This is a genomic window from Sphingobacterium sp. JUb56 (assembly GCF_014191365.1).
Classification (GTDB): Bacteria; Bacteroidota; Bacteroidia; order Sphingobacteriales; family Sphingobacteriaceae; genus Sphingobacterium; species Sphingobacterium anhuiense.
The window spans coordinates 3047005-3070149 of record NZ_JACHWL010000001.1 but is presented as its reverse complement, the minus strand read 5'-3'; the positions used below and the strand labels follow the sequence as shown (position 1 = coordinate 3070149).

Annotated in this window: 24 protein-coding genes and 2 tRNA genes; 18 read left to right on the top strand and 8 right to left on the bottom strand. The window is 37.0% G+C overall.

Going from position 1 to position 23145, the window contains the following annotated elements; translation table 11 throughout:
• Positions 1–1368 carry a PBSX family phage terminase large subunit gene (locus FHR29_RS13145; protein WP_183915211.1) on the top strand — a complete coding sequence of 456 codons (1368 nt, stop codon included), beginning with the start codon at positions 1–3 and terminating at the stop codon, positions 1366–1368.
• A 23-nt stretch (positions 1369–1391) separates the two neighbouring features.
• Positions 1392–2948 carry a phage portal protein gene (locus FHR29_RS13140; protein WP_183915209.1) on the top strand — a complete coding sequence of 519 codons (1557 nt, stop codon included), beginning with the start codon at positions 1392–1394 and terminating at the stop codon, positions 2946–2948.
• Between the two features lie 656 nt (positions 2949–3604).
• Here the strand turns inward: FHR29_RS13140 and FHR29_RS13135 are convergent.
• Entirely contained in the window at positions 3605–3799 is a 195-nt protein-coding gene (locus FHR29_RS13135; protein ID WP_183915207.1) for a YodC family protein, read from the bottom strand.
• A 174-nt stretch (positions 3800–3973) separates the two neighbouring features.
• Between FHR29_RS13135 and FHR29_RS13130 the strand changes: the two genes are divergently transcribed.
• From FHR29_RS13130 to FHR29_RS13075, 12 genes are all read left to right on the top strand, one after another.
• On the top strand, positions 3974–4675 hold the full coding sequence (locus FHR29_RS13130) for a hypothetical protein (RefSeq protein WP_183915205.1): 702 nt from the start codon (positions 3974–3976) through the stop codon (positions 4673–4675).
• Between the two features lie 11 nt (positions 4676–4686).
• Positions 4687–5061, top strand: a complete 375-nt coding sequence (locus tag FHR29_RS13125; protein ID WP_045753928.1) for a hypothetical protein — start codon at positions 4687–4689, stop codon at positions 5059–5061.
• A 36-nt stretch (positions 5062–5097) separates the two neighbouring features.
• Positions 5098–6204 carry a major capsid protein gene (locus tag FHR29_RS13120; RefSeq protein ID WP_183915203.1) on the top strand — a complete coding sequence of 369 codons (1107 nt, stop codon included), beginning with the start codon at positions 5098–5100 and terminating at the stop codon, positions 6202–6204.
• Positions 6197–6703 carry a hypothetical protein gene (locus FHR29_RS13115; protein ID WP_183915201.1) on the top strand — a complete coding sequence of 169 codons (507 nt, stop codon included), beginning with the start codon at positions 6197–6199 and terminating at the stop codon, positions 6701–6703. Before FHR29_RS13120 ends, FHR29_RS13115 begins: the two co-directional genes overlap by 8 nt.
• A gap of 3 nt (positions 6704–6706) precedes the next feature.
• A complete protein-coding gene (locus tag FHR29_RS13110; protein ID WP_183915199.1) occupies positions 6707–7042 on the top strand; it encodes a DUF6706 family protein in 336 nt (111 codons plus the stop codon).
• Positions 7036–7320 (top strand): hypothetical protein, encoded by a 285-nt coding sequence (locus tag FHR29_RS13105; protein WP_183915197.1) that lies wholly within the window; start codon positions 7036–7038, stop codon positions 7318–7320. Before FHR29_RS13110 ends, FHR29_RS13105 begins: the two co-directional genes overlap by 7 nt.
• Positions 7320–7775 (top strand): hypothetical protein, encoded by a 456-nt coding sequence (locus FHR29_RS13100; protein ID WP_183915195.1) that lies wholly within the window; start codon positions 7320–7322, stop codon positions 7773–7775. The genes FHR29_RS13105 and FHR29_RS13100 overlap by 1 nt, the downstream gene beginning before the upstream one ends.
• 3 nt (positions 7776–7778) lie before the next feature.
• Positions 7779–8225, top strand: a complete 447-nt coding sequence (locus tag FHR29_RS13095) for a hypothetical protein (RefSeq protein WP_183915193.1) — start codon at positions 7779–7781, stop codon at positions 8223–8225.
• Positions 8226–8269: 44 nt separating this feature from the next.
• On the top strand, positions 8270–8809 hold the full coding sequence (locus tag FHR29_RS13090) for a hypothetical protein (protein ID WP_183915191.1): 540 nt from the start codon (positions 8270–8272) through the stop codon (positions 8807–8809).
• A 66-nt stretch (positions 8810–8875) separates the two neighbouring features.
• Positions 8876–9394, top strand: a complete 519-nt coding sequence (locus FHR29_RS13085) for a hypothetical protein (RefSeq protein ID WP_183915189.1) — start codon at positions 8876–8878, stop codon at positions 9392–9394.
• A 71-nt stretch (positions 9395–9465) separates the two neighbouring features.
• On the top strand, positions 9466–9603 hold the full coding sequence (locus tag FHR29_RS13080; protein ID WP_183915187.1) for a hypothetical protein: 138 nt from the start codon (positions 9466–9468) through the stop codon (positions 9601–9603).
• Positions 9604–9605: 2 nt separating this feature from the next.
• Positions 9606–10097, top strand: a complete 492-nt coding sequence (locus tag FHR29_RS13075) for a hypothetical protein (RefSeq protein ID WP_183915185.1) — start codon at positions 9606–9608, stop codon at positions 10095–10097.
• A gap of 12 nt (positions 10098–10109) precedes the next feature.
• Here the strand turns inward: FHR29_RS13075 and FHR29_RS13070 are convergent, their stop codons facing one another.
• The 7 genes from FHR29_RS13070 to FHR29_RS13040 form a co-directional block, all read right to left on the bottom strand.
• Positions 10110–10562 (bottom strand): hypothetical protein, encoded by a 453-nt coding sequence (locus FHR29_RS13070; protein WP_183915183.1) that lies wholly within the window; start codon positions 10560–10562, stop codon positions 10110–10112.
• A 9-nt stretch (positions 10563–10571) separates the two neighbouring features.
• Positions 10572–11090 (bottom strand): Panacea domain-containing protein, encoded by a 519-nt coding sequence (locus FHR29_RS13065; RefSeq protein ID WP_183915180.1) that lies wholly within the window; start codon positions 11088–11090, stop codon positions 10572–10574.
• Positions 11091–11613: 523 nt separating this feature from the next.
• The gene (locus tag FHR29_RS13060; protein WP_183915178.1) at positions 11614–12180 is read right to left on the bottom strand and encodes a DUF4468 domain-containing protein; all 567 of its coding nucleotides are present in this window, start codon (positions 12178–12180) and stop codon (positions 11614–11616) included.
• 85 nt (positions 12181–12265) lie between these two features.
• Positions 12266–12817, bottom strand: a complete 552-nt coding sequence (locus FHR29_RS13055; protein ID WP_183915176.1) for a hypothetical protein — start codon at positions 12815–12817, stop codon at positions 12266–12268.
• A 386-nt stretch (positions 12818–13203) separates the two neighbouring features.
• Positions 13204–13274, bottom strand: a tRNA-Trp gene (locus tag FHR29_RS13050).
• Positions 13275–13381: 107 nt separating this feature from the next.
• Positions 13382–13786, bottom strand: coding sequence for a hypothetical protein (locus FHR29_RS13045; protein ID WP_183915174.1), 405 nt, complete (start codon positions 13784–13786; stop codon positions 13382–13384).
• Positions 13787–13813: 27 nt separating this feature from the next.
• Positions 13814–13917: transfer RNA gene (locus FHR29_RS13040), tRNA-OTHER, on the bottom strand.
• 836 nt (positions 13918–14753) lie between these two features.
• Between FHR29_RS13040 and FHR29_RS13035 the strand changes: the two genes are divergently transcribed.
• From FHR29_RS13035 to FHR29_RS13020, 4 genes are read left to right on the top strand one after another with little or no spacing between them, the layout of a single operon-like run.
• On the top strand, positions 14754–19460 hold the full coding sequence (locus FHR29_RS13035) for a phage tail tape measure protein (protein ID WP_183915172.1): 4707 nt from the start codon (positions 14754–14756) through the stop codon (positions 19458–19460).
• Positions 19460–19888, top strand: coding sequence for a hypothetical protein (locus FHR29_RS13030; RefSeq protein ID WP_183915170.1), 429 nt, complete (start codon positions 19460–19462; stop codon positions 19886–19888). The genes FHR29_RS13035 and FHR29_RS13030 overlap by 1 nt, the downstream gene beginning before the upstream one ends.
• Entirely contained in the window at positions 19885–20400 is a 516-nt protein-coding gene (locus FHR29_RS13025; protein ID WP_183915168.1) for a hypothetical protein, read from the top strand. Before FHR29_RS13030 ends, FHR29_RS13025 begins: the two co-directional genes overlap by 4 nt.
• A complete protein-coding gene (locus tag FHR29_RS13020) occupies positions 20400–23129 on the top strand; it encodes a phage tail protein (RefSeq protein ID WP_183915166.1) in 2730 nt (909 codons plus the stop codon). The genes FHR29_RS13025 and FHR29_RS13020 overlap by 1 nt, the downstream gene beginning before the upstream one ends.
• The last annotated feature ends 16 nt before the right edge of the window (positions 23130–23145 follow it).

Below are 23145 nucleotides of genomic sequence, written 5' to 3'. Positions count from 1 at the left end.
ATGGTAATCGTTAAGCCAAAGTTTCAATCGATGTATACAGACAAGGTTCACTTCGTAATTCTTGTCACTGGCGGACGAGGATCAGGTAAGTCTTTTGAAGTATCTACATTCATAACTCGCTTAACTTTTCAAGAAGGTCATAAGGTTCTGTATAGTCGCTACACTATGAAATCCGCTGATATTTCAGTTATTCCAGAGATTAAAGGTAAGATTGATCTTGACGGTGTTGCAAAACATTTCAATGTTTTATCCGAAGAGATTATAAATGAGTTTTCGGGCAGTGAGATTATGTTTAGGGGTATTAAAACCTCATCAGGTAATCAAACTGCAAATTTAAAATCTATCGAGGGACTGACAACGTTTGTTGGCGATGAGATGGAAGAGTGGCAAAGTGAAGATGATTATGATAAATTGATACTTTCTATTCGTAAAAAAGGAATACAGAATCGTGTAATTCTTATCATGAACCCATCAGATGATGAGCATTTTGTTTATAAGAAATATATCCAAGATACACATCGTATAGAGGTTATAGATGGCGTAGAGGTTCAAATTTCAACCCATCCGAATGTATTGCACATTCACACTTCATATCTAGACAATGTTGAGAACGTTAGTGAAACCTTTCTTGCTGAAGTTGCAGATATTAAACGAAAAAGCGAGAAGCAAGCACACGAAGCTGCGATTGCTGAAGTCGGGTTGTGTACAGCTATTGAAGGTTCAGATGCCGCTTGGGCTTGGAAAGTGAAGTACGACAAGATTTATCACAAAGCTTTTCAAAAAACGAAATATGCATATGTTGTTATTGGTCGATGGGCAGATATTGCTGAAGGGGTAATATTTACTGATTGGGAAGAAGGAGATTTTGACGAGTCATTACCATATCTATATGGCCAAGATTACGGTTTCTCTATCGACCCTACTACACTTATAAAGGTCGCTGTTGATGAACGACGTAAACGTGTTTATGTTAAAGAAAAATTCTATACCAAGACACAATTGAAGCTTAATGGAGTGTACAACATGAATTCAAGCCATATTGATGATCCGGATGATTTAATTGTTGGAGACAGTGCCGAAGATCGACTTATTGCAGATCTAGCTGAATTGGGATTAAACATTGAAGAATGTGAAAAAGGTCCAGGATCAGTAAAAGCCGGAATTGCAGACTTACAAGATTATACAATTGTTGTAAGTCCTGATTCTCCAAATATTAAAAGAGAGCTTAAGACTTATGTTTGGAGCGATAAGAAGGCTGGTATTCCAGTAGATAAAAATAATCACACAATAGATCCAATACGTTACGCAAAGAGAAGATTTAAAAAGGGCTTCTCAGATATAGACGACTCAATATTTGATTTATTCTAACTCCTAACCGCAATAAAAAAATAATGGCAAAAGAAACACTTAAACAAACAAAGGTAGCAGATTTACCTGCTCCTGTATTGCCCGCTGTTGTTGAAGCGGTTGGGACTACATTAGCACCTACCTACGAAACAGCAGCAGCTGAATATGATGTAACACAACATAATATCTTCAGTGAAACTCTTAGACCTAAGAAAAGAGTTAAGAGGGTTCAGAAAGACGCTGATGGTAATCCAATCTTGGGTAAAGATAAAAAGCCTCAGTATAAAACAGAACGCATCGAGGTTAACCGCATCGGTATACCTCTTCAAGCATTGATCGTTAAGCGTCGTGTATCGTTCATGAACGTAGGTAAGATGCAATTAGAAGCAAATCCGGTTGATGATGCTGAAAAGAAACTCTATGCGATGGTTAAGAAGATTCGCGAGGATAATAAATTGGAGTTTCTTGAAAAGGAAATCGCCAGACGCATGTTAAGCGAATTACAGGTTGCCAAGCTTTGGTACTCTGAACCTGTAGATCCTTTGTACTGGACAAGCATTGGTGCTAAGGGCAACTTTAGAATGCGGTGCAAAGTGATATCTCCAAAGCTAGGTGATAAACTTCTTCCTGTATTTGATGATTACGGAAATATGATCTATTTCGGTCGTGTTTATGAGTCAAAAAGAAGTTTGGCTGAAATAACAGGTGAGTCTGATGCTTCAACATTAGCTCAAATAGCAACTACCAAGGAAAAGAGATTTGATATCTACTCTGACAAGATGATATATAAGTTTCGCCAGGAGCGAACAGGGGAGAAGTCAGAGACTGGTGATGGCTGGATCATGGAATCGGCGGCACCTCATTCTTACGGTAAGATCCCAGTTATCTATTATTCGAAGCCTGAGCCTGTATGGGCCGAGGTCCAAGCATCTATAAGTCGTATTGAAACGTTGGTCTCAAATTTTGGTGATACCAATGATTATCACGCTTCACCAGTATTCGTAATGACCGGTAATGTAGGTGCTCAGTTCTTAGAAAAGGGTGAGCAAGGTAAATCATTACAGATCAAAGGTGAAAAAGGAGATGCTAAGTACGTTACTTGGGAGCAGGCAACAGAAGCCGTAAAGCTTGAATTAGATACTTTGGTAAACTTCATCTTTACTTGTACTCAAACGCCTCAAATGTCAATGGAGGATCTCAAAGGGTTGGGTGCCGCATCGGGAGTTGCTTACGATCGTATTTTTATGGATGCTCACTTAGCAGCTCAAGATGAAATCGATGGAGAATATGGGCAAAGTACTCAACGTGATATAAACCTTAATAAATCGTTTTGTGCAGCGATCGACACATCATTGATCAAGGCAGCTCAATCGCTAAGTATCAAATTTGATATTCCTTTATTTCGGATCAATGATGATGCTGAGACTGTTGGCTTACTTCAAAAAGCATCTGGAGGTGCTAAGTTATTATCGCAAAAGACCGCCATTGAATACTCTCCTTTAACTAAAAATGCTGAAGAGGAGATGGCAGAGATTAAGAAGGATGAAGCTGAGAAAGCAGCTTTGGAGGCAGCAAAGGTTAAGCAACCGATTTTACAATAATATTAATTACTAAATTTTATAAATATGAATTGGTTTTACATCACTATGGGAGCACTTCTCGTTATTTACGTTATTCAGGTTTTATGTGTTTTAAGAGAGTTAGGAGAAGGTGAATATACTCGAAAGTATCGTGTTTTACTTGACCTAATTCCATTCTATTTTCTGTTAATACTTGTAATTGAGCTATTCATATTCATATATGAAATATGCTTTGAAAGTCTATTGGATGAATTTAAAAAGTTAAAGTGAAATACGAAATAGAAGTTGTTAATTATGGGCCTGATCTGCATAATCATTCTGCTATTTCTTCATTAACTGGATTGTGCTTTGAGGAAACGGATCAAGCGGTCAAGAAAGTCAATAGGACGTGTTGGGGCGGACAAACTTATGTAAAATTATTTCAAAACCTAGGATTTAACACTAATCCTAGGTTTATTAAGTTTGATCCTGCAACACCTTATCCCTGCATAATGAGATGCTCCAACCATGTGAAAGGATATTGGTATCTATTCATTTATCATGATGGCGTTGTATATGACCTTTATGGCAACTCATTTCGGCTTGATGATAAGATACATGTCTACAAACGTAATGGATCTTATTTCTTGAAGCATTACGGCATGAAGGTTACTAGTATGTTGCAGGTCTGGATATAGTTATTTTACAATAAAACCATCGTTTTCAGAGGCCTCATATTTCTTAAGCGCTACTAAAGCAATGTGACGTTCGTTATAAATGCCCCCATCAAACCATACACATTCTGCTTCAGGTTCATCAATATTCTCTATTGTCATTTTTTGGCCACCACTTTTTAACTGCACAACGTCACCAGCCTTTAATATTTCTTCCATGTTTTAAGTTTGTTGGTATAGTTACTAATATAACTCTTCTTTTTGTAATCACCTAAATTACAAAATCACTCATCTTAATTTAGTAATCCAATCGGATTACTTTTGTGTTTAAAGTTATTAACCGAGGATTGGACGGAATAGCTCTCTGGACTAGACTCTAAATACAAAAAACACATGTCATTAAAAGCACAAATCATTTCCAAATTGAAAGCAAAGGCAACCGCTTTGGGTGTCAATCTTTCAAATGTCAGAATCAACGGACTTGCGGACAAGTTAGATGGATTAATATCTACTGAGGACGAGATCGACGGTGAGATTGACAAACTAGATCAAATTTTAAGTTTCAAGGACTTGGCAGCACTAGATGATGCCAAGCGTAATGCAGACAAGAAAGCAGCAGAAGATAAGGATAAAGTTGAACCTCCAGCGCCAGCAAAGGTTGATCCTCCTGCTCCGGTTGAAAAAGATAAGGATGAAGCTCCGGCTTGGTTCAAAGCTCATGTTGATAACCAAAACAAGGTAATCGAGACTTTGACAACCACTGTAGCAAACCTTCAAAAAGGCAATACAATTCAAACTCGTCTCCAACAACTTGAAACCAAATTAACTAATGCACCTGAAAAATTCAAAGCTCGCACTCTTCGTGATTTCGAACGATTAAAGATCGATTCAGATGAGGATTTCACAAGCTACTTAGCAGATGTGGAACAAGATGTTGCTGAGGAAGTTCAGGCTGCTAGTGATGCTGGTCTTGGTAATGATGCTCCTGCGAGAAGTGCAGGTGGTGGCAAATTGAAGGACGACGAGGTGTCTCCTGCAATGAAAGATATTATTACACAGCGTGCAGCAGAAGCGAAAGCTAAAGCAGGCGCATAATAATTTATTAAATGGGATTAATTGGAGTTAAAAGAACGGGTACTCAAGGCTTTCAAAAAGTAGTTTTTGAAAATGTTATTGATACCCTTCCAGCTGGATTAATGCTCGAAGTTGCTAAAGCAAATTATCCCGATGGCTATGTTCCAGAGGGTTCTTTAGTAGGTCGAGATCCTGCGACTGGAATTGGTAAGGTGTTAACAGCGGTTGATGGTGCGATTAAACCTATTGGTTTTACACATCGTGCTTCTGAAGTTGTAGATGGTGGCAATACTAATGCAAATGGTGTGGTAATCAGTGGTACAGTTCGTATCAAAGCTTTGCCTGCTGCTTTGCAAGCAATCATCGAAGATCTAAGAACCGCATTACCGCGATTCACCTTCGTATAATTAACAGAATTAGAACAAAACATATAATCATATAAAATGATAAATGTACAAGAACTAGTGCCGGAATTCCGTAGAGCAGATGCACAGGCTTATATTGAAACATATCCATTCGATGCGTTACAATATCAAACTGCATTCCCTTTACAATTTCAGCCAACATTAAAATGGTCTGGTCTTGAGGCTCAGTTTGGCGCTAAAGTAATGGCTGCTGTAACAGATTTCAATAGTGCAGCACCTCGTTTTGGTCGTAATTTACCGACTAAGATCGAAGGTGATATGCCTAAGATCGAGATCGCACGTGATAAAGTTGAAACCGACTTTAATACACTGCGTGAATTGGAAGATGCTGTTCGTCGATTACCTGCAGGACCTACTCGCAGAGAAGCTGCTCAACGTGTCCTTGATTGGCATTATGAGGATCAAGTATTTGCTCGTAATGGTATTGAGGCCCGTAATGAGTGGTTGGCGAAACGTATTGCTTCAACAGGTAAATACAAGCTTACTCAATTGAATAACGAACAAGGTATTCAAACGGTAACTGATGTTGATTTTGCTATTCCAGTTTCGAACTTTTTAAATGCTACAAAAGATTGGAGTGATCCAACTGCCGATATTGTCGGGGATATCAGAAGAGTTAAAGCAGCTGCAAAGCTTGCGAATAAACCTATTCCTCAATTTGCATGGTGTGAAGAATCAACAATTGACTTAGTAGCTCAAAATGCAGGTATCCAAAAGTTCACTGCAACATATGTTGCTAATGCACTTGGTTTACAGCAAGAGCCTGGTCTTGAAGAGATCAATAGAGCATTGCGCTCTAAAGGCTTACCAATCTTTAAGGTTTGGAAATCAGAAATGGTTCAAGAGTCTAAAGATGGTACTCAAACTGTTGTTTCTGGATGGGAACCAGGTAACGTTACTTTCTCAGTAACTGAGCAATTAGGAAATACTCAACACACAACTTCTGCTGATGAATACGTTCAAGCAGGTGTTGCAACTAAAACTAAATCAGGTATCGTCTTGATCAAAGTTTGGGGCTTGGAGGATCCTATCACTGTTGTTACTAAGGGTACTGCCTACTGTACACCAGTTATGAACAACAGTAAATCAATCATCATTCTTAAAACTATTTTACCAGGTGGATAAGGGAATTAAAAACGAGAAAGCCGGAGTATCAACTCCGGCCACTCCTTCTAAAGTAGAAGGAGCTCAATCATCTGATCAATCAAAGTTGGATCTAAATACTAATGCTTCATCTGAAGAAGTCCAAAAGCTTCATGGTGAATTGGATGCTAAAGACAGTGAAATTATTTCATTGAAGGACGATTTGAAAGCAAAGACTGATCAAATTGCTGCTTTAGAAACAGAGCATCAGGCATTCAAGGATAAGTTGAAACCTGAAATCGAAAAGATGCAAGCGGAAAACAAAAATATTAAAGATCTAGTTGAGAAGCTTCAAGGTGAATTGGTAAAAGCAGGTGGAAAAGCTAAAACAGTAAAATCTGAAAAGAAGTTTATTGTTATCAGTCCTTTCCGTGATAACCAAGGTGATGAAGGTATTTTCAATATTGGTGACGATGTATCGCATTTAGATGCTGATCGCTTGGAAAACCTTGTTAGTCGTGAATTAGTTCAGAAGGGATAAGTTATGACGAATAGAGAAGCGCTGCTAAGCAAAATTAATATTCCCGTCAAGCCTGGATCCGTAACGACGGTCTTATTGGAGCAAAATATTATTCCAGATGAGGAATATACTCCACAAAATGAAGAAAGCAGGAAAGGGGTTGATCTTGCTTTAGCAGCGCTAATCTTCGTTGTAGCACTATCACCGGATTCTGTCAAGGAATTAGACTATCTGCTTACCCAGCGTAGTATTGATGGTCTTCTAAAGCTTCGTAAAGGTCTCCTAAAAAGATGGGGAATGCCTGACGAAATGGAAGAAGATGATACCCCAACTATTACTAGTGTGTCTGACTTATGGTAGAAGATCAATATCCGGATACATTAACCTATGAGGATCAAAACGGTATTGAAGTGACAGTTGAATGTCGCTTTGTTCCTGTTAGAGGTACATCGTTCTTCAGAAAACAAGATGGTACCGAGGTTCAATATAGTTTTGATATCGCTTTTCCTTATGGGACTGAACCTATTTTATCAGGAATTGAGGTAACAGGTAAGGATATGTCTGGAACCTTCATAGTTTATAAGCAAGAATTGATTTGGTTTCATATTGGTCAAATGCACTGTAGAGGTAAGATGTAATGAAAATAGAACTTGAAATAACGACCAATATGAATGCTTTGGCTCTTGAGGTCCAACGTGAGATAGATAAGGAAGTGATACAGCATTTATCTAAGGTCCTGGAACGTGGTGTTGAGTTGGTAAGGAACAAGATCACAAATGGAAAAGCTTACGATGATCATACTGGTAATCTAAGAAGCTCAACGGGATTCATCATCTATAAAGATGGTAAAATCGTTCATACAAGCTTTAAAGAAAGTCCAGTAGGAACGGATAGAGCAACAGGAGTGAAGGAAGGATTGCAGATTGCTCTTGATGTCTTGAGAGAGTCAACGGGATGGGGAGTAGTTCTTGTTTCAGGTATGGAATATTCTAGTTGGGTTGAGAAAAAAGGATTTGATGTTTTGCGTGGTGCTTATATCAACTTAGATAGCGCGCTAAAGCAAGCATTTGCTGAGTTAGGATCATTTGAATAGTATATGGCAACAAAAGTATTTAAAACAGCTGTTCAAGCGATGGATGATATCAAAGATGTAATTGAAATGGCTGATGTCATGACCAATACTTTTTTGACCGGTGAGATTAGGATTATGAACAGAAGGCTTAATTCTGATAAAGAAGATATAGTCATTAATACTATTGTTGTAAGTGCTGAGCAGATCACAGAAGGTTATTTCAATGTGAATACCCATGTTCCAAATTTAAAAAATCAATTAGCGGCCAATCCTACAGCAACCGATACAACGCAGCCTAATATTCAAAGGATGCAGGAAATTGGATCGTTTCTAATGGAAGTCATTGATGATTACAGAGGTTTTGATTTTATCCTCCAACTTGATAGCGGTGGCGAGATAGTTCCGGACGGAAAGAACTGGTTTTACGGTTTCACTGTAAAATACACCTACTTGCGTAGAGATAAAAATTAACAAAAATATTAACATGGCAGTGCAGGCCACAAATCATAAATATTATGGCAGCTGTTACAGGTGTTGAAAGTATTGAGTTAGCCCCAATCGGCTTGAATGGAGCTATGCCAACCACAGGTTGGAAAAAGATTGTTGATATCGAGATGGACTCGGTGAACATGACTATTCCACCTTTAGAAAAAGTTCGTTTCCGTGTTGAAGATAAATCTGGTGTTCGCTGGGTTTTACCTGGAGAAACTGATCCACCAACATTCGCAGCAAACTCTTTGGATCTGTCCATTGACAACGCGAACTTATTGTTTAAAGGTGAGGTCACAACCGCAGCAACTGAATTCAAAGCACCGGTTAATGATGAAATTCATTATTTGGCTATTCGTTTCACTTCAAAACCTTTTGAAGGAAAGAAATTCGTTTTGGAAATCCCAGTTGCAGCCATCTCAACAGGTATCGTAAATAACTTTACAAAATCAGGCTTTGTTGCTTTGAGTTTAAGCGGTGACGCTACAACTCCCTCGGATGCGACAGGTGCTGCAGTTCCTGCATTTGGATTTAAATACGTTGACGTAGTCCTTCCAGAAGGATAATAACAATCTTAAACAAGCCCGAAAGCCGAGGTTAGGCGGTAAGTAGGGCTTTTTTACCCTAACCACATGATCATACATAATACAGAATCGGCTAATCCAGTTGGCCAAGAAATCGTTGATACCATCAGCGATCGTAAACAATTCGTTAAAAAGGTAAAGATCAATTACGCTAAGAAATGGCATAGACTACTGTCTTTCCTCTTTATCCTTCCAAGATCCAAGAAGATTTATTTATCAGATCCTTTTCCTGGTACTGTTTACCGGTTGCTTGGAACTTTGATTGACTTGAAAACAACTAAGGATGATCAAGACACTGAGGACCTAGGTTTATATAAGATCATTCGAGCGAATATTCCGATTTTAATCAGTTTCATTGCAATTGCAATTCATAATAAAACATCAGAACCACCTCGTTGGCTCTATCATGCATTGAATAACCAATTCTCAACTAAAGAATTAGAAAGCATTTCATTTGACATCTACCGGAGGTTAGATGTTGAGACTTTTTTCGGCATTACGGCATCACTCAGAAAAGTTCAGGATCTAAACCTCAGCCTGGAGCCCGAAGTCCGTGGGGATTTATAGGAAGCATCTGTAAATATAATGGATGGAGCGAGCATGATGTAAAGTGGAAAGTATCATGGCGCAATCTGATTATGTATAATGCAGTCATTCCAGAAGTATCAACAGAATCATCTTCAGAAGGAGGAAGCTCACAAAATAGCAAAAGTGTAAGTGGATCGATGTCATTCTTTGATGTTGGTAAAAGACTGCAAGAAGGTAAAGGAGTATAAAAATGAAAGGTTGGGGTACAGCATTAATCAAAGATGTGAAGTCTCGCGGTTACGTTGAGGTCAATGGTGTGCTGTATCCACCTAATTCTGAACAAGCCTTATCAATACCCGTTAAAGCAAAGAAACGCTCCAAAACGATTAAAACAGGTTGGATTGATGATAGTCGAAATATCAAAAATAAAGAGAAGTATAAGGATCCATTTATCCAGCTTGTAAAACAGGAGCTCGGAATCGAGGTATGGCCAGAGTTCTATTTTTCTACTGAACGTCTTTTTCGAATTGATTACGCGATCCCAGAATATAAGATTGCGATCGAGCAAGAAGGCGGCATTTACATGAAAGGCAATAGTGGTCATTCCTCCGGTACCGGAATAGCTCGAGATATGGAAAAGAATAATTTGTTGGTAGAGAAAGGTTGGAGGTTGATTCGTAGACAGCCTTCAGAAATGTTGACGATGGCGACTTTAGATATTATAAAAAAAGCCTTACAGTAATGTGTAAGGCTTTTAAATAATAGAATATTTTTCTTTATCTTTTTTTGATATAAGTTTGCTATGAAGAATTTTTATATATATTTTTTCTAAAATATCTGGCTGTATATTACCTAAAAGTCTTTTAGGATTTTTAACAATACAGTCAATAATATCTTGTAATTTATGGTTATGAATTTGAGTACAATCTACAAAACTATCATAATCCAAAAATTTATGTCGCTTAACATCAATTAAAATATGCTGACTTTTTAGAAAGGCATTTCTGTTTACATTTTCATTTATTTCAGAATTGATTATTATCAATCCACAGCATCCTTCGTTTTTAACATCATTAGCAAAGTAAATAGCAAATTTTTTATGAGATATATTAAAATCTGATATTTCTACGAGAACAGCTGATCCAAGATCAATTTCATTGAAATGCTGTTTTACAAAATCTTCAGGAAATGAAGCTGCTAGGCTCATTATTTACTATTAACAAAATGTTATGTTATCATTTAATAATTGAGCTTTAATAAAAGCTTTCATATCCTCATTAGCACCACCTTCTTCCGCAATTTTTTCATAAGATATATCCCACTCGCTTGTATTATAAGCAAAATCATGAGAAATGTCAGTTAACTCGGTAAAATTATAGGAAGAAAATGTTTTGACTGAATTCTCAAGACATTCTATTTCACTTTCAGATAAATCATCTAAATCTGGTTCAACATTCTTATTGAGAATTTTTCCACTTCTACTAATTATACCTTTAAAATCAGTGATTTCATCATTTGCTACATAATTGCTAAAAGATGGAACCGGTCCATACTGTAACTTTAGATAGGTATCACCAGTAATAGGGAAGCCATAAGTAACTAAATGCTCTCTGTCAGCAAAATACATTAATTTCATGACTTTATGAATATCGGAATCAATTCCTCTATCTTGAAGAATGCCAATGATATAAAGCATTGAATTTATGGATTTACTTCTGTCGATTTTAAAGTTCATTTTATAGTTGATATATTGTAATATAAAATTAAGCTGACTATATAATAATAGCTAATTCTATTCATTAAGTATTAACAATAATAATTGTAAAATGTTATATAGTATTTGATATGTAAAGGTTAACAAAATTTGTGTTTACACTTTATTCATCACTGTTAATTGCACAAGTATAAACAATATATCACACACACACGTAAAAACCTTTAGTAATACTTTGAGATACGAATAGATACAAAAAGATATATAAGAGCACAACTAAAATCATATGAAGCGTCGTTAATATCGTCACTAGTATCACTTTTATAATCTCTATTCACTTCATGGGTGCATCGGTAACTCATTTCGTTATCGCGGAAAGATAATCCGTTAAAAGGCTTAATTTTACGGAAACCCATAATGTCATGGAAATGTCAATTGTTATTTATTGTATCAATTTTGATGTAAAAAAGCAGGGTTTTATGTTTTTGTCAACGAAAAAGTGTAGTAACAATAAAGCCTTGCGGTTTAATGCAAGGCTTTATTATTACCAATCACTACTACTATCCTGTTTTAAATCTAGGTATAGCTTTTGAATCAGGTCATTTGTAATTTCATTTATCTTATGATTTCCACTTTCTTTAAGGATCTTCCCTTTTTCATTAAATAACCCTGTAGATGTTCCAAGTATTTTTTTACCAATAAGATTTATTTGATCATCATCATCACTGTTTGATAAGAATTTAAATATTGGTGATACTTTAACCTTATTATCTTTGAAATCAAGGATCATTTTGTAATGATAATACCATAGATTGGACCCGCTTAATCTATAAATTACTTTGATATAATCTGAAGTAGCACCATCAATTACTATTTGATCGTTTTCGATTGTGCTAGAAACAAATTTCGGGTTATTGTAATATTTACCTACGAATTTTAATGCTTTGTTATACAGCGTCTCTTTTGAGCTATTTTGCACATCAAGAACTACATAGTTATTCGTGGTGTTTTGTTTGTCCAAAAAACCTTTTGGTGTGATCTCTACTTCTTGAGCAATTGTAGTTTGAGACAATGCAGCCAATGTTATAAATAATACTAAAAATCTTTTCATAATGTGTGTGTATTAACACAAACTTAAGGAAAACATGGGATAAAGAATAATTTGGTTTTTAGTTTCTACATTAACTGCGATATTGTTATTTCTTAATAAATCTATTTTCAATATCGTTAATGTAGGTATCATAAAATTTAAGTCCAAGCATCCCTACTTCACATATATCTCCGATATCTTGAAGTTTTTTACCTAGGTGCTCGGAAGGTGGATCGTAGATATTTCCTTTTATATCTCGTACTGAACGTAATCTAATATATAAAGGCACCGCCTCGCTTATGATACTTTTGAACGATCCATCTGCAAATCCTATCTCCGCTTGATGAGGAAAAGTCTCAGCTCCAGGAATTGGCTCTCCTCCTACAACATCCCTGATATCATGAGTATATGTATTTCTAGCTTCTTTAAGATACCTCAGTAATGGATCTTCCATTCTAATACTATATACTTCTTTATGGTACTTCTTTAAAGATGGTCCGAGGTCTCTACAACCTAATTCTACTTTTATAAATGATTGTTCTAAATGAGTCAAAAACCGATGCCACTCTTCATCATCAAAAAAATTGCTATCTACGTATTTGTTATAACAGTCAACTGCTAAGCGGAATTCTTTTTTTGCATAATATAAATTTGCCATAAAATAAATTATAATTGAATGGTAAATATAATTAAATAATTACTCTATATGGAGTTTAAGTTTAGTATTTGAATTCTACTGACAATTACAAGTAATCCACATAATTCTATTTTTATATAAACCAGTAAATAATATGATTCTTTCTAAGTCTTTAATAAAAGAAGTATGAAAAAAAGCCGTGGGAAAACGGGGAGAGTTCCCACGGCTAAGCCAATTATAAACCTAAAATTATGAAGTAGTTGTATAGGGATTCGAACCCCAAAGACCCAAGCAACAAGACCAATTGATACGCTTGTCAACAACTATTTAGCAGCTTACCTGCCAGCATTGAGTTTATCCGCCTGACGCTAACCTATTCTCACAAGTCAATTAGCACCCTTAGTTTGCATGAGTGGACGGAATCGAACCGTCGTATGGCGGTTTTGGATACCGATGCCTTACCGCTTGGCTACACTCAAGTTTTGCCTTACTTACCCTTTAAATAGTTGATAAGCTCTTTGTAGATCACTATCCCAATTGGAACAACGATCACGATAAAAATTATAAATGCAATCGTTGCCCTCATTACCTTCGCTCAATTATTGGGAGACCTGCCTCGGTCGGGATGTATATCTTTTCACCTTTTGAGCCTCTAATGGCATCAATTTGAAGATATCGCAAGTACTCGCTATTCCCTTTTAAGCTTTCACCAATAATCTTATTGGCCTCCGCAACTCCTTTTGCTCGCTCGATCTCCGCTTGAGCTTCTGCCTTAGCGATTGTAATCTTAGCCTGAGCCTGTAAGGTTGCTGATTCGTTTTCAGCTTTTGCTGTTTCAATTGCTGCTTTCTTAGAGTTCTCAGCTTCTGCTAGGACCATCTTGCCATTGTTTTCGGCATCTTTTAAATTTTGATCCCGATTGAAGTCATAGCAAGATGTTACTGAGAATAGCATTGCACCCAGTGCAATTAATAAACCTACTTTTTTCATGATTTTAAAGAACATTAGTTAATAAAGTGGAGAAGAAAGGATTCGAACCTTTATTTGCTATACGTTGTGAGTCTATCTAGCTTTCATCTCACTGCTTCTACGTAAGTGTAATACCACACTACCACTTCCCCTTTTTGTCTGTCTTTCCAGACTGTCACTATGGTTAAGGTCTCCAGTTATTCCCTCGGTTGGGAGACTCCACGGAACTATAATAGTTTCGAGTTTTTAACTCTCATCAGCCGTGTTAAAAAAAATCGAGGCTAGATGTCAGCTGTAGCCATAGACTGGCCCACGGGTGAACAGAGCAGGAATCGAACCTGCATGAGAAAAGATTTGTCATGCCTTTGCTAACCTCTACGAGGCTATGTTTTGGAATCTCCTTCAAATAATGCAAGTATTTATATTAATTATTTAATAGCTATACCTTTCTCCTTTACATTATTTTTATCTCTTATTGTCTTTAGCGTCTCTATTCCGCCACCTTGCTATATTTTAATCGTTCATAGGGGTTTCAACCTAAGCCATCTTTTCGGGACTATTACCCTCATAGGTTCCACTATTTTAGAACGAATTATCTTTAAAAACATCTTCCTCAGGGTCATTAGGTGGAAAAAATTCCGAAAACCACCATAATCGAGATTTTACGATTCCTTCTTGCGTTATGATTCACTCATCCGTACAAGACGGATAGAAGATGTTTTTATTGTTTCTTTAAAGAAGCGACCGCCGCAGGCTAATAGGACGTTATGAGCACCCTTGTTCAAGCATTTGTGAACCCTTATTGTATTTTGATTTACTCACCCGAAGGAAACGGTCGCTAAATATTCTATGTCAATGAACTATTGTAATGCAATTATAGAAATAAATATTAAGTAATCCAAATAGATTACTTAATATTTTGTAAAGTGGTCAATTACAGAATGTAATAATTAAATTCAAAATTGGCTTAAAGTACCTTTGAGCCTACATGGCAGAGGTAAAATTTAAATTCGTTGGTGATGATTCGGAGCTAAGAAAAAAGCTTGCAAATCTTGCTAAGATGCAGGCTGATATTAGCAATAATTTCAGGTCCACTCTTAGCAAAGGGGGGACTAATGCTGTGTCGGAAGCAATTAAGCAAGTTGGTAAAGATGCTATTGCTGCAGCAAAGGAAGCTGAGGTTCTAAATCGTACCGCGAATAATTCAGCTATTCGAGATGCTAAGCTTGCGGATATTGCTGCTATTAAAAAGCTAAGAGACGAACGATCCAAAGAAATAAGTGAATTAAATTTTCTAAAACAAGTTGAGCAGGAGCACAAAGGAATTTTAGCTGATAAAAAGTCAGTCACCGAATCCCTTATTCAAGAGGAAAAGGAATTAAGTATAGAATATAAAAAAGGGCAATTAAGCCTACAAGAATATAATAAATCACTAAAAGAAGCTGCAGAGGCTCGTCGCAAAGCAAGTGAAGAAGAACGTAAAGCGGAGAAAATTCTTCGAGATTCTGAAAAAGCTCGTAAAGATGGTGATCGAGAAGAAGCTAAAAGGCAAAAGGATCTTGAGAGAAGGAAAAAGCTATTAGAGCAAGAAAGCAGTGAATATTTTAAACTGAATAAAGCTTTAGGTGCAGTTAGAAAAGAAGCGAAAGAAGTTCTAGCTGAAATGTTCCGCATGGAGCGTCAAGGTCATAAAAATACTGCTGGTTATGAGGCTTTACGCAAGAAGTCAGAAGGTTTAGTTGCTCAAACTCAATTATTAGATCGGGGCATTAAGAAGATTGATGCTACTCTAGGAATTCATTATCGAAACGTAGGTAACTATGGAGAAGCGCTGGAGCTTATCAGTCCTCAGATCGCAAACATAAATCAGCACCTACAGATATTTGGAACTTCACTTGACGATTTGGCAAATAAGCCAGGTGCAATAAAAGAAGTTGGTGCAGCATTTCTTTCTATTGGGAAAGGAATCTTAGGATTTGTTCTTTCTCCAATTGGACTTTTTATTACAGCATTGGGTGCTTTATTCATGTTGTTTAAAGGGAATAAGCAAACTGTTATTGATTTCAATAACGGCCTACTCAACGTTGGTAAGACTACCGGTTTAGAAGGAAAAGCTTTGCAGGCTTTAGCTGATGATATCGTTGGACTCTCAAGAGCTCTAAAAACTGTATCAACTGATAAGCTACTAGAGTATGCTACTGTTGCTGGGCAACTAGGTGTTAAAGGTTCTCAAAATATACTTGCATTTACTGAGGCTCTTGCTAAGTTGGAAACCGCATCTGATATCAAAGGCGAAGAAGGAGGGTCTGAAATAGCTCGTCTGTTAACACTGACCGATGGAGGTGTTCAAAATATAAAAGCTTTTGGTGATGAGATCGTAAATCTTGGAAATAATTTCGCTGCTACTGAAAATGAAATTCTTAGCAATGCTACCAAAATAGCTCAATCAACTGGTGTATATAAAGTTGGAAGGCAAGAAGTATTGGCTTTTGCTACCGCAACTAAATCAGTAGGTGTAGAGGCTGAACTCGTTGGTTCCACAATGGGCCGAACATTAGGAACGCTTGAGAAAGTTATCAGATCGGGCAAAGGATTAGGAACGGTCTTGAAGCTAGTCGGTGGTACACAAGCTGAACTAAGCAAAAGATTCAGAGAAGATGCCAGTGGAGTCCTAATCGATTTTATCGGCGGTTTGAATCGTACCGGTAAGTCAGCAGCTGATTTCAACAAGTCTTTGGAAGCTGTGGGTATAACAGCTATTAGAGATCAGGCTGTGCTAGGATCTCTTGCCTCTAATGGTTTCGACATCCTAACAGATGCACTTACAAATGTTAAGGACGCAACTGGTGCTATGGATGCTGAATTTGAAACTGCTTCTGGTAAAATCGTCAATCAATCTGCTCGTATTGGAATTGCTTGGGACAATATGGTGCTTTCAATCGAAAATGGATCGGGAGCTATTGGGGTAGCTTCTGTTGCAGTAGTAGGTTTCTTTGCTGAAATTCTTGAAGGCATTACGAATGTAGTAACCTCAAGTTCTTGGGGCGAGTTTTTCACAAGAATTAATCCTACGAATTGGGGCAGGGGCGGTGAAATTAATGACGCTTTGGGTTTAAAAAAGGTGTTTGATGATGTAAAGAAGTATAATAAAGAAATAAGCAAAATAGGTGATGGATCAAACGCCTGGATAAGAACTGAGTTTTCCAATATGACTAGGCAAGATTTTGAAAAATCTTATAAGCTGGCTAAAGAATATTCTGATAAAATGGCAAAAGCTTCTTTAGAATATGAAGCAGCTGTGCTATCTGGTAGATTAAGTGAAAATGAAGATACTGTCAATGAATATAAAAAGCAAGAATCAATAGCTCGACTTCACCTTTCTCGAATGGAGCAAATCCGGAGTAAGAAAGGATATGATTTTTCAGGAAAACCGAAAGTGGGCATAGCAGGACTTGAAGAAGAATCTGAAAAAGAAAGACTTAAAAGAGAAAGAGCCGAAGCAGCGGCAGCTAAAAAAGCTGAACGAATAGTTGAAAATGCTAGAAAAGCGACAGAGCGTCAGCGTTCTCTCCAACTTGAAATTGATAAAATAAATGAAACAGCTTCAAGAAACCAACTTTCAAGAGATGAATCTGAGGTAGAATCTGTAAAAGATAAATACGCTAAAATAAAAGAAGAAGTAAGAAAATTCTACTCTGATCCTAAAAATAAGGGACAAAAAGTTGACACTAGTGGATTACTGGCAAGTGAAAAATTTGAGGTAAACGAAGCTGAGACTAAGTCTGGCACCAAACTTTTAGTTGAGTCTTTAAGCAAACAGAAACAGTTACTTGATGAATATAATGCTTTTGCTACACAAACTTCCAAAGAAGAAGCTGATAGACGATATGCAGACGAAATAAAAGCATTTAAAGGATATAAGGAGCGTCTAAGAAAAGAGTATATGGATATCATTGCTCTTCAAACTACAGCAAGCAGTGAAGGTTTCGAAGGATCTAATGTAAAACTAACTCAAGCGCAAGAAGAAAGGGCAAAGATCTTAAGAGAATTGATCGCATCTTTTGATAAAGAAGAAAGGGATAAGGAGAATGAAAAGTATATCTCGGCAGTACAGGCTTCCAAATCCTTTAATGACCAGATTATTGAGATTGAAAAAAAGCATCAACAGTACATGACATCTTTAGGTGAAAATGCTACTGACGAGCAAAAAAAGATTCTTAAAAAATCTTTGGAAGAAGAGAAAAGTGCAGTTCTTGTTGCTCAATTCGATCGTATCGCCAATACGGAAAGAATGTTTGAAAGATTATCTTTTCTAGGTAAAAAGGCATCATTAGATGCAATTGCAGCAGCCCGAAAAGTCTTAATTGAACAGCGCGCGAAAGGGATGACTGATAGAGATTTTGAAAAGAAAACTATTGAACTTGATAGTGCTGAAGCAATAATAATTATAGAAAAATCTTGGATAGCCTCCACACGAGCGCTAAAAAGATATAGAGAGCAACTTGCTTTGTACAGTAAAGATTCCGATCAAGCAAAACGATCTCAAAAAGATATGTTTTCTGCTTTGGCTTCTGATCTTCAAAACGCATCCTCAATAATTGGTGATGTAGGAGGTTTGCTTAGCTCATTGGGTGCTAGCGATGGAACTCAGAATACTGTTAATCAAATCGGTCAACTGGTTGGTGGAATGTCTGAGCTAGCCACCGGTATAGCATCAGGAAATCCTGTATCCATTATCTCCGGTAGTATAAAAACATTGACTTCTGTCATTGACATTTTTAATACCAAAGACAAGAAGATCCAAAAGCAAATTGATGCTTATAAAGATCAATTAGACTCTTTAGGTAAGGCATATGATAGATTACAAAATCAAATTAACAATTCTGTAGGTGAAAACTATTACACCGATAGCGACAAAGCTATTTCCAATCTCAGGGAGCAACAGAGGCTGCTTGAAGAAATGGCTAAATCGGAGGAGGGGAAGAAGAAAACCGATAAAGAAAAAGTTAAAGGATACTACAATGAGATCGATTCGATCAATAGTCAAATCGAAGAGCTTCAAAAAGCCATATCGGAAAATCTTGTACAAACTTCATTTAAAGAACTTTCTAATTCACTTGCTGATGCTTTACTATCAGCCTTTGAAGCGGGAGAGGATGGTATTCAGGCTCTTGATAAAACATTCGATCAATTCATCAAAAAAGCACTTGTCAATAGCTTAAAGCTTAAAATGATTGAGCCTATTGTTAACGAGATGGTTTCAAAAGTATCTGAATACATGAAGGGAAATAACAATTCTTTGATTGGATTTGATTTTGACTCTTGGAAGGATAAGATCGGAGAAGCAGGAAACAACTTTAATTCCGCATTGGATGAAGCTTATAAAGGAATTGGCCTTGAAAAAGATTCTACTAGTACTGGAGGTGGATTGTCAGGTTCTATTAAACAAGAACTAACAGAGGCTACAGGTAGCGAATTGACAGGGCTCTATCGATCAACTTTTGACTTAGCTAAAAGAAGTTTTCAGGAAAGCCAAAGCCAAGGATTAACCCTGAGCAAGCAATTGGATATTGCAAGCAGCAGCTTAACCGCTTTGAATGCAATTCAGAATAATACTGCAAATACAGTAACTGAATTAAAAAGCGCGGTGTATGAACTGCAAAAAGTAAATAAGAATCTAGGAGGAAAATTCTAATGAAAGAAATATATGAATTAGCTAAGAAAGCTGGGGCTTGTTCTCCTGGACTCCGTGAAATACAGAATGCGATAAGTGTAAACGACTTGATCCGGTTAATGAAAACAGGTAAGGGAATCGAGTTCATTATGGAAACGAATTTCTTAACAAAAACAGTATATAATCAATATCGCTCCGAACTGGAAAAAGAAAACATCTTCCTAGATGGTCCACATAAGCTTGTAAATCCCCGACTAGTAATTATTATGGGAGATACAATTGATATAGAAATCAGTGGTTTTCAGGTCTGTGAAATATATGCTAAGAATTCAGCTGTAGTCAATATTGTTGCTCATGATAATGCTTATGTGAGTGTAGAGCTTCGTCAAGATGCGAAAGTAAAAATTGAGAGTTACGAACAGTCAAAAGTAAAGGAGTATAGAAAATGAGCTTTGAATTAGATAATAAAAATATTGAAAGCTTAGGTCTTTTCTTCAAGCAAGGAACTCTTTACAAAGAACTTTTGAAGTTTCCGAAGCCTAAAACTCCCTTTACATACAATTGGGCTGATCAGCATGGTGAGGAAAGGGATACAATTTCCCCAGTTCGATATGAGCCTTTGCAATATGCTCTTGTATGCTATATGGTTGCAGATAATGTTGATGATCTAATGGCTAAGCGTACAAAAATTTTAGAACTGATATCTAATCCAAAAGGCTTTCTATTAAACTCAACAACGCTTGGTAGAAGCTTTAAACTGTACTATGAAGATAGCCCATCGTTTAATTTACTTACTCCAATACTAACCGCAGCAGGAAAGATCTATTGTGAATTCATCTTGAATGTGATAAATAATTTCGATGAAGTTGGGCTTATAGTTCCTCTCCAAGATATCAACTCTTATGTTTTGACAGAGTTGGGCCAGCAAATATATGTAACGATAAATAAACAATTGTTTTAATGAAGATCCAGGTTAAAAGAAAAGCAGTTGATACGGTCATGTTGCCGTTAAATCAATCAACATTCAATAAGAAATTGATGAGTGATCATAACCTTGCGTTCTCATTTGCGAGTATTACTAAACTTGATTTACGTATAGGTGATACGATAACTTATAAAGGCGAGCTTCTTACAATTAATCAAGAACCAAATTTAAAACGTGATCATCTATACCAGTATGATGTAGTATTTGAAGGCCATAGACACACGCTGTCTCGCTTTATCCTAAAAGACGAAGGAGCATTTACATTTAGTTATACAGGTCAACCTGATGATTTCATGTTCATGTTTCTTGAATGTATTAACTCGGTTGATTCTGGTTGGACTTTAGGTGAGATTGAAGAATCAGAAGATGTAACGATCGACTTTGATAAGGTTGATTGCTTATCTGCCCTCACAATGATCGCTCAGGCTTTTGAGGCTGAATGGGATATCAGAGGTAAAGTGATTTCACTTAAAAAGACCATCGGAGTTGCAAAAGACTTTCCTGTTTCCTATGGAATGGGTAAAGGCCTTTATTCTTTGACTAGACAATCTATCAATGATAAGGTGATAGTTACTCGTGCTTATGCTGTTGGAGGTGATAAGAATCTTCCTGAAGGTGTGAAAGGAAATTTAAAGCTGAATGATTACTTAGAAAACAATGTAGATCTATATGGAATCAGAGAAGGAATTTTTGAAGATGAAGAAATCTATCCAAAAAGAACCGGTACTGCCACTGCAGTTTCACAGAGTAGCGAAGAAATTTTCACCTTGACTGATACGTCGATAGATTTTAATCTTAATGGACTTAAGGTTGAAGGGGAGACGCCAAAGATAGTTTTCAAATCAGGATCGTTAAATGGGAATGAGTTTGAGATTACCAGCTACAATCATTCTACTAAAACTATTCGATACAAAGCAAATAAAGATAGTAACGGCAATTTCTTTCCTTTTGGGGTTACTGTAGCTGAAATAGGAGATAAATACACATTGGTTGGCATCAGAATGCCTCAATCTTATGTTGATGCTGCTTATGCAGAATTAACAGCAGGACGACTTAAATATTTAACTGGCAACTCAGCACCTAGAGTTGTTTATGATCTTGAGCTTGATCTTCTTGAATTGAAACGTCGTGAGACTTTACCAGATGCAGGTGATATCATACCTGTTACTGACTCAGAACTTGGAGTCAATGAAAATATAAGAGTGACAAGCGTGTCTTATCCCGGGCATTATCCAGATGTATTAGAAAATGGAATGACGTTCACCGCGGAGGTAGGCAATGAAGTTACATACACGCTAATTCAGAAAATCCAGAATGACGTTAAGGAGCAAAAGCAAGTAGTTACACAATATTCAAAGCAAAGTTGGGAAAACGATCGTAGAAATGCTCAAGCGTTGAATGAGTTTATCGGTAAGGTTTTAGATCCTGATGGCAATCTTGCACAACCTCTTCAGCAGGCTATTGTAGGAATGTTTGGTACTCCAAGTATGTATTATGATCTTGATGGTATTTCCATGTCTGTAAATGATGGAGGCAATCCTAATGCTTTTGCGATGACAGCAGGTAGATTAATCCACCGTGTTTTCAAAATTGATGGGTTGGGTTATATCTGGAATCTTGATCCATTTGCTGTTACTGGGCTTAATCCTTTGAAAAGCTATTATCTAGCTGCTAAATGTAGTAAGATCTCATTAACCGGCGAATGGGTTCTGACTGAAACACAATTCCCGACAGAAGGAGACGTGGCTTACTGGTATTTCAATTTCGGGATCCTATCATCAGTACTCGAAGGTGTAAGATCATTTAGAGCAACCAAGGGTTTTACGGTTATCAGTGGGGGACAGATTGAAACTGATGTCATTACTGCTTTTATGATCAATGTTCAAAGGTTATTTGCTCAATTGATTACGGTCGGTTCTGATGGATTTGTGAACGCTGGTATTTCGGGACTAGCGGATAAAGGAAATGAATCGCAGCGTTTTTGGGCAGGAGCTACCGAAGAAAACCGATATACAGCGCCATTTCAGGTCTTGAATGATGGAAACATCAAATCTTACAAAGGTGAAATAGGAGGATTCGAATTAACACCTACGAGTTTTCAATCAAAAGTAATCGATCCTGGAGGAGATCCCACAAGTGCATCATCTGGTATAATTCTAAGTGATTGGGGAGTTCTGAGCAGAAACGCAGGTATGAGCTTTTTACCTTCTTCAACTGGTCTCGATTTTTCGGCATCATTAGTAGGCGAAACATCGGTTGTAAGACCTATTGAAAGACCATTTTCAATTGCAGACGTTAGAGCTGGCATCTTTGGGATAAGAAGACAGGATTTAACAAGTCATGTATTAGATCAATTATGGCAGGCATGGGGAAGATATGGAGGTATGTTCTCAAGCCTAAAAGTACTCGGGGCAGTATATGAACCTGTAAGAGTTGACAATGAGAATGCAGATACCTATATGACTGAAAATGACTATTTCCTTGTCAAAGGAGGAAGCAATAATAAAGTTTTTTTACCATCTGAAGGTGTCGAAGTTGGGCGTACAGTGAGTATAAAAAATGCAAGAGGAGTTACAGAAATTGATGGTAATGGTTATGATATCTACATGATCAATAATTCAGTTTCAAGAACTGTTATCCTAGCTAGTGGAATAATTAGAGGGTATCGATTTTCAGGGAGTCAGTGGATAGAAACAAACGGTTAACAAAATATTAAATTAT